The 6,857-nt window shown below is 63.4% G+C and carries 8 protein-coding genes and 1 other RNA gene; 5 read left to right on the top strand and 4 right to left on the bottom strand.

Going from position 1 to position 6,857, the window contains the following annotated elements; translation table 11 throughout:
- On the bottom strand, positions 1 to 447 hold a 447-nt coding region (locus tag RMN73_RS02010), incomplete at its 3' end, for a Mur ligase domain-containing protein (protein ID WP_309601647.1).
- A gap of 48 nt (positions 448 to 495) precedes the next feature.
- On the opposite strand from RMN73_RS02010, the gene RMN73_RS02005 reads away from it, so the two are divergent.
- Together RMN73_RS02005 and RMN73_RS02000 are read left to right on the top strand one after the other, a co-directional pair.
- The gene (locus RMN73_RS02005; RefSeq protein ID WP_309601646.1) at positions 496 to 1,308 is read left to right on the top strand and encodes an LD-carboxypeptidase; all 813 of its coding nucleotides are present in this window, start codon (positions 496 to 498) and stop codon (positions 1,306 to 1,308) included.
- Between the two features lie 78 nt (positions 1,309 to 1,386).
- A complete protein-coding gene (locus RMN73_RS02000; RefSeq protein ID WP_309601645.1) occupies positions 1,387 to 1,662 on the top strand; it encodes an SWIB/MDM2 domain-containing protein in 276 nt (91 codons plus the stop codon).
- An 84-nt stretch (positions 1,663 to 1,746) separates the two neighbouring features.
- Here RMN73_RS02000 and RMN73_RS01995 read toward each other — a convergent pair whose 3' ends face one another.
- Together RMN73_RS01995 and RMN73_RS01990 are read right to left on the bottom strand one after the other, a co-directional pair.
- A complete protein-coding gene (locus RMN73_RS01995) occupies positions 1,747 to 2,475 on the bottom strand; it encodes an extensin family protein (RefSeq protein WP_309601644.1) in 729 nt (242 codons plus the stop codon).
- Entirely contained in the window at positions 2,472 to 3,245 is a 774-nt protein-coding gene (locus RMN73_RS01990) for an NUDIX hydrolase (protein ID WP_309601643.1), read from the bottom strand. The genes RMN73_RS01995 and RMN73_RS01990 overlap by 4 nt, the downstream gene beginning before the upstream one ends.
- A 155-nt stretch (positions 3,246 to 3,400) precedes the next feature.
- Between RMN73_RS01990 and RMN73_RS01985 the strand changes: the two genes are divergently transcribed.
- Positions 3,401 to 3,697 (top strand): PilZ domain-containing protein, encoded by a 297-nt coding sequence (locus RMN73_RS01985; protein WP_309601642.1) that lies wholly within the window; start codon positions 3,401 to 3,403, stop codon positions 3,695 to 3,697.
- A gap of 159 nt (positions 3,698 to 3,856) precedes the next feature.
- Here RMN73_RS01985 and RMN73_RS01980 read toward each other — a convergent pair whose 3' ends face one another.
- The gene (locus RMN73_RS01980; RefSeq protein ID WP_309601641.1) at positions 3,857 to 4,138 is read right to left on the bottom strand and encodes a hypothetical protein; all 282 of its coding nucleotides are present in this window, start codon (positions 4,136 to 4,138) and stop codon (positions 3,857 to 3,859) included.
- 106 nt (positions 4,139 to 4,244) lie between these two features.
- Between RMN73_RS01980 and ssrA the strand changes: the two genes are divergently transcribed.
- Positions 4,245 to 4,591: a transfer-messenger RNA gene (gene ssrA, locus RMN73_RS01975) on the top strand.
- Positions 4,592 to 4,767: 176 nt separating this feature from the next.
- A complete protein-coding gene (locus tag RMN73_RS01970; RefSeq protein WP_309601640.1) occupies positions 4,768 to 6,822 on the top strand; it encodes an amidohydrolase family protein in 2,055 nt (684 codons plus the stop codon).
- Positions 6,823 to 6,857 lie beyond the last annotated feature (35 nt).

The following is a 6,857-nucleotide window of genomic DNA, read 5'->3' as shown; positions in this document are numbered from 1 at the left end:
GAAATTCTTCATCACCGCGCCGTTCATCACGGTTGGCTGGCGGTGGCAGGCATGGAGGATCCAGCCGATCATCCCGGTAACGGTCGACTTGCCGCTGGTCCCGCCGACCGCGACGCTCTTGTGCGCGGCGTTGAGCAATTCGGCGAGCAATTGCGGGCGGGTGACTTGGTCGAGCCCGAGTTCGACCGCGCGGACGACATCGGGGATGGTCGTCTCTACTGCTGCTGAGGTAACGAGAGTCATGCCCTCGGATAACCCGCTGCCGTCCTGCGCGTGGAGCGGAATGCCGAGCGAGCGCAGATAGTCGAACTTGGCCGACAGCCGCCCGGCATCGAGCGAGCGGTCCGAACCGGCCACGCGCGAACCGCGCGCGCGCAGGATCGACGCCAAGGGCAACATGCCGCTGCCGCCGATGCCGCAGAAGAAATAGTTCATGGTATTGTTCATCGCCGCTGCCCTATGAAGTAACGGCGCGGGTTGCAAATAGGGGTTCAGATGAAAATCGCGATCGTCGCGCCGAGTTGCAGCCTGGATCGGACCGCCGCCGCGCAGGTTGAGGCGATGGTGGCGGCGCGGGGCGATTGCGCGTTGGCGATCCATCCGCAGTCTTTCCTGACCGCGGGGCATTTTGCGGGGCCGGATGAAGCGCGGCTGGCGGCGCTGCGCGAGGTGATGGCCGATCCGCAAGTCGACGCCGTGTGGTTCGCGCGCGGTGGCTATGGATCGAACCGGATTGCCGAAGCCGCCGCGAAGGATCTGCCCGATGCGGCCTTCGCCAAGACGTACCTTGGTTATAGCGACGCAGGCTTCCTGCTCGCCGCATTCCACAAGGCCGGGCTCGAGGTGGCGCATGGGCCAATGCCGCAGGACATCTTGCGCAATGGCGGCGAGGCGACGGTCACTCGCGCGCTCGACTGGATGGTGCAGCGCAGCGACTCAGCACTGGAGGCTGGGCTCGACGGGCCCGCTTTGGCGTTCAACCTGACCGTCCTGTCGAATTTACTTGGGACTGCTCTCGAACCCGACTTTGCCGAAGCTGAGTTGCTGATCGAGGAAGTGAGCGAGCAGCATTATCGGATCGACAGGACGATGTTCCATGTGACGGATAGTGCAGCGGTTGCCTTGGTGCGCAGGTTGCGTCTCGGGCGGGTCAGCGATGTCATTGAAAACACACCGAACTTTGAAAGTGACGAGGAAGCAATTGTGCGCGACTGGTGCGCCCGCCGCCAAATCCCCTTCGGAGGGCGGGCTGACATCGGCCATGATGCGGGCAATAAAGTCGTCCCGTTTCCGGTCATTCGCCCCTAGGGAATTCCCCTCTCGACAGGCATTGCAAAGCGGTTGGGTTTGCGCTCTATCGATCATCGAACACAACAGGAGGGCCAAATGGCAAAAGCAGCAGGCAGTACAGGTCGTAAAGCAGGGGGTGGCCTCGCCCGCCCGGTACAGCCGTCGCCCGAACTCGGCGCGATCATCGGCAACGATCCGATGCCGCGCAGCGAAGTCGTGTCGAAGGTGTGGGACCACATTCGCAAGAACAACCTGCAAAACCCCGCCAACAAGCGGGAAATCCTGGCCGACGACAAGCTGAAGAAGGTTTTCGGCAAGGATAGCTGCACCATGTTCGAGATGAACAAGCATCTGTCGAACCATCTGAAATAAGCTGCGGCCCACAGCCAACGCAACGAGGGCTCGCGCCACTGGCGCGGGCCCTTTTTCATTGTGCGGTGCAGCGACTCGGTGGTGCTAGCTACACAGTCGCCCGCCATATTCGCCGCGCGCCGCCTGATCGAAGTGCAGATGATCGGCGTGGGCGCGATTATAGTCGGGCGACAGGACGGTGCTGAACAGCCCGCACGCCCCATCGCGGACATCGCGCAGGAAGGCGGCGCTGGCGCGGTCGCTGCTCCAGTTCCGGATTACGGTGATCGTCCGCCCGCCCGACAGCTGAAACCCAATGATGTCGAGGGCATCGGCGGAAGCATGCTCGCTATACGCGCTTCGCCCGGCGATGCGGCGGCACGAATAACTTCCGGCATGGGTGATGGCGATGACGTCGCGCCCGAAGTGACGCCGGGCAGCGGGCCGGACAACGTCGCGCTCCCAGATCGTCAATGCCGCAGCAATCGGGCAGGCGATGACCAGTCCCGCAGGGCGGTAATCCAAGGCTTGCGACGATTGGCGAACCAGCTTCATGCCATCGACATAACCGCATGGCGGTTGCGCGATCAGCGGCGGTGCGGGGCGGTCCATGCTCCCCGCATCGGCCAGCAAGGCGCGGCAGCGGCGCGGCTCGTCACCCAGCGACGCAAGCTTGGGCCCGGTGAACAGCCCGGCGCGCTGATCGAGGTCGAGGTCGGTCCACGGAAAATCCTGCGGATGACGCGCGACATAGCCCGCGCCTTCGATCCCCGCATAGGTCAGGACTGCAAGGACGGCGGCAGCGATCGCCAGACGCCGCAGCGGTCGCTTCACGCGGGCGGGAAGGCGTTAGCGCCGAAGCCGCGGGTGACGCTAGCCATCGGCTCGCTTGTGATAGGGTAGCCGAGGTTTTCGGGGATGCGCAGCGTGGTCACGCCGTCCACTTCCTCAACCCACGGGGTGATGGTGTCGACCGGATGGGCGAGCGCGTCAGCGCGCGCTTCGGCGACGGTCGCGAACTGGGCAAGGCGTTCGAGGTTGCGGATGGTGGGGAAGATGGCGGTAGCGTGCCCGGCCGCGATCCGATCGAGCAATGCTGCCGCGCTGATCCAGATCACCGCCTCGCACTCGCCGGGTTGGGGCGCCGGAATCCAGTCGCCATCCGGGGCGTCGGCGATGAAGAACAAGGTGTCGAAGATCCGCGTCTGGTGAAAGGCGGGTTTCCACCGCGCGAACAGGGTCAATTGTTCGAGATCGAGCGCAAGGTCGTAATCGTCGAGCAATTCGGTGAACGAGCCGCCGTCGTGGAGCGCCTTGGCCAAGGTCGCGGTGAGCGCGGGGCCGGGGGTCGGCGCGAGCCCGACGGCGACCGAACTCTCCTCGATTGTCTCGCGGATCGCGGCGATGCGGGCGGCGGCGTGGGGCGTATCATCAGCGGCGGCCGCAATTTCATCGCCAACATCGATTCGTCCGCCGGGAAACACCATCGCCCCGCCCGCAAACGCCAGTTTGGCAGCGCGCTCGACCATCAGCAGTTCTGGCGGTGCCGCAACTCGGTCGCGCATCACGATCAGGGTTGCGGCGGGGATGGCAGGGGCGGTCATGGCGCTGGGTTAGGGCAGGTGGAGTTGAAGGAAAAGCCGCTGGGGCGGGAAGCGCACTGAATATCTGCCTTCGACGGCCTGCGAAGGACGGGAGTTTTGCATCCGGCAAACGGTCTTCGTCGTAACTCGCTTTCGGCGGCAAACGGGGGATAGTCTTGAAACGGTTAAGTTCTGAAGATCCGCGCGCTCGCCGGATTGCGCTTCGTAAAAAGGCTATCTTAGTGACGTCTGACGGCAATACGCTGGACGTCGTCGTTACCGACATTTCCGAAGGCGGGTTCCGGCTGCAGGCTGGAGAAACTTTTTACGATGGAGAAAATATCGTGATCGGCGAGCCGGTTATCGTGCGATTGGAACGCCGAGACGACGTCAGGGCCGAAATCGTCTGGGCGCAAGGTTGCGAAGCCGGCTGTGTGTTTCTGGAGCCATCGATCATGAATGAGCCGGGCTGACGAAACCTTGGCTTTTTTGCGTACGACCGCCACTGTCAATCGAGCACAACGGTCAGCGCAGCATCGACCGGCTGGCAATCAAACGGATCAAGAAAAAGGCCGGCGCCGCGAACAGCACCGGCCTTCTCATTCGAACCATCCGAGGACGGTCCGACGCTATTACATTGCGTTGACCGCGTTGGGGCTGGTCGCAGCGGCATTCACGTCTGCATCGTCAATCGCTTCTTCCTTGCGATCGCCTTCTTCGCGCAGCGCGTCAGCCTGGTTGCCCAAGGTTGCGGCTTCGGCGCCGGTGGCGTTGGCAGCCGCTGCATCGAGGTTGTCGGCGGCGTTGTCGAAATTCTCCTGAACATTCTCGGCCAGGGCATCGTCACCCTTGCCACCGCAAGCGGCGAGCGCGAGACTGGCAGCGCCGACCAGCGCGAAAGACATCTTCTTCATTTCATATTCCCCTGATTGATCACGACGACGTTGTCGCGCCTTCGGTAAGACAAGTTTCAACGCCACCGCGGGCGAAACGGTTCCCCAAACTGCGACACTTTGTCAATTGCTTGAAGATTATCGCCCGAAGCCGTATCTAGGGCAGGCCAGCTTGCTGGCTATGTCGGTAGAGTATTTGGTGGAATAGGCATTTCGGACCCGGGGGGCAGTACCCCGGCGCCTCCACCATCAACCCCTGCGGTTGCGCGGGTTGCTGATGGGGGCGAAACAGGATCGACGAGTGCAGTAAAGGCCAGGTTGCCGATCGGTAGGAGACCACCGCAAAGGCTCATTCACACAAGTGCCAACGATAATCAGGCTCTTGCGATTGCCGCGTAACTAAGGGCCTAACGGTCAGTAGTTATTAGGACAAAAGCGCGGTCGGACCCCACCGGGCAACAGAAGGGGATTCCAGCGGCCTCCAGGGGAGCCGGGCAACAGAATCCCCTGGACTTTCCTTCCAATAAACGCGGGGTGCCGGGCAACCGACGCTCTCCACTTTTCCCGCGCTTCGTCGGCCGACCGAAACAGGGTTGCGCGCGTCGCTGGTCGGCATAATCTGCGCCCCTTCCAATATGGGGGAATTTGCCATGATCCGTTCGTTGACCGCTGCGTTCCTGCTCGGCACCGCCGCCCTGTCCGCAGGCCCGGCTTTGGCCGTCCCCGTGCCAAAGGAGCAATTACTGGTCGCCCCGGCCAACGCGCGGCATTTCACGATCAGTTCGAACGCGGGCAAGCATGGCGATATCTGGGCGTGGACGATGTCTGACGGACGCAACGCCTATCGCATGTCGATGTCGCTCCGCGGCTGGATCACCGAAACCGACGAGACAATTCTGAACGGCCCCGGCGGCAATCCGACCCAGATCATCGTGCGCGGCTTCACCGACTCGGGCGACGCGGGTGAAACCTACAGCGTCGATTCCGCCGGCCTCGCGCATTGGCGGACGTCGGTCGATGAGGGTTCGGCGCCGATCGCCGGCAAGCGCTATTCAACATATGGCGGCCCATGGCTGGCCTTTGAGCAAGACATTGGCGCGATCCTTGCCGCTGGTGACAACGGCATTGAATTGCTGCCGAGCGGCCGTGTCAGCATTTCGCTCGCCGATCAGGTCGAGGTCAGCGGTCCCGACGGGCCCCGCAAATTGCGACTGGCATTTACGAAGGGATCCGGCTTCGCGCCTGCCCCGTTTTGGCTCGATACCGACAAAAGATTTTTCGGCTTCGCTGGCGGGATGGGCATGCTGCCGGCGGGATATGAAGGCGTTCGCGAAAAATTGAAGACCGTTCAGGAGGCCGCGACCGCGAAGCTGGCGCGCGACGTGTCGCGCGGCTTCCTAGCGCCCGCCAATGCGACCCCGACTTTGATCGACCAGGTCAAGCTGTTTGATGCAATCGCCGGGCGCTACCGCGGAAATCGTGCGGTGTTGGTCGCCAAGGGCAAGATAGTTGCAGTCGGCGCGGCAGGCTCGATCAAGGCACCCGCCGGCGCGACCACCATCGACGGCCGCGGAAAGACCCTGGTGCCCGGCCTGTGGGATTCGCACCTTCATGTCGGTGGCGACGACTGGAACCTGATCCAGAATGTCGCGACCGGGACGCTCAACTATCGCAGCCCCGGCTCGCTGATCGAGGATGCGCAGAGCATCGCCCGCCGCCGCGCCGCCGGTGACCTGCTGGCGCCCGATGGCAAGGTCAGCGTGATCATCGATCGCAAGGATCCGCTCGCCGCGCAGGGCTCGTTGACCGTGTCCAGCTTGGCCGAGACGATTGCCGCGGTGCGCAAAGTCAAGGCGGCGGGGATGTGGGGGGTCAAATTCTACACCTCGATGAAGCCCGAATGGATCGCTCCGGCGGCGAAGGAGGCGCACCGCCTCGGGCTTCACGTCCACGGCCACGTTCCCGCCGGCATGCGGCCGATCGACGCCGTGCGCGCGGGCTATGACGAGGTCACGCATATCAATTTCCTGATGATGCAGGCGATGCCGCAGGCGGTGGTCGACAAGGCCAATACTGCGGCGCGGATTGAAGGCCCGGCCAAATATGGCAAGGATGTCGATCTTTCGTCACCGGCGATGCAGGCGTTCTACGCCGAGCTCGCCAAGCGCCGTACGATCATCGATCCGACGCTGGTGGTGTGGGAAGGCAGCCTGACCGCCGATGGCAGCGCCATCCCCCCGGCCTATGCGCCTTATGCTGGCGTGGCGCCCCCACTTGTCGCTCGCGGGTGGAAGATCGGCGGCTACCCCCTGTTCGACGGCCTGACCCGCGATGATTTCAAGCGCAGCTACGCCAAGCTGGTCGAGATCACCGGCCGAATGCACAAGGCCGGCGTCCGGATCGTCGCCGGCACCGACGGTTCCGGGCTCGAACTGGTACGCGAGCTCGAGCTTTATCGGCAGGCAGGGCTGAGCAATGTCGAGGCGATGCAGTCGGCCACGATCGTCCCGGCGCGGATGACGGGCATGGACCGTCGTACCGGGTCGATAACTGTCGGCAAGGAAGCCGACCTGGTGCTGGTCGATGGCGATGTCGAGCAGGACCTGGGCAATTTGCGCCATGTCGATACCGTCATTCTCGACGGTTATCGCCTCGACGGCGCCGCCCTGCGCACCGCCAGCGGCCTTAGCGGAATGCCAAAATAGGCGTCAGCGCGCGCGCAGCGAGTCGCGGATTTCGG

Source organism: Sphingomonas sp. (genome assembly GCF_031372575.1).
GTDB lineage: Bacteria > Pseudomonadota > Alphaproteobacteria > Sphingomonadales > Sphingomonadaceae > Sphingomicrobium.
This window is presented reverse-complemented; position numbering and strand designations above follow the sequence as displayed.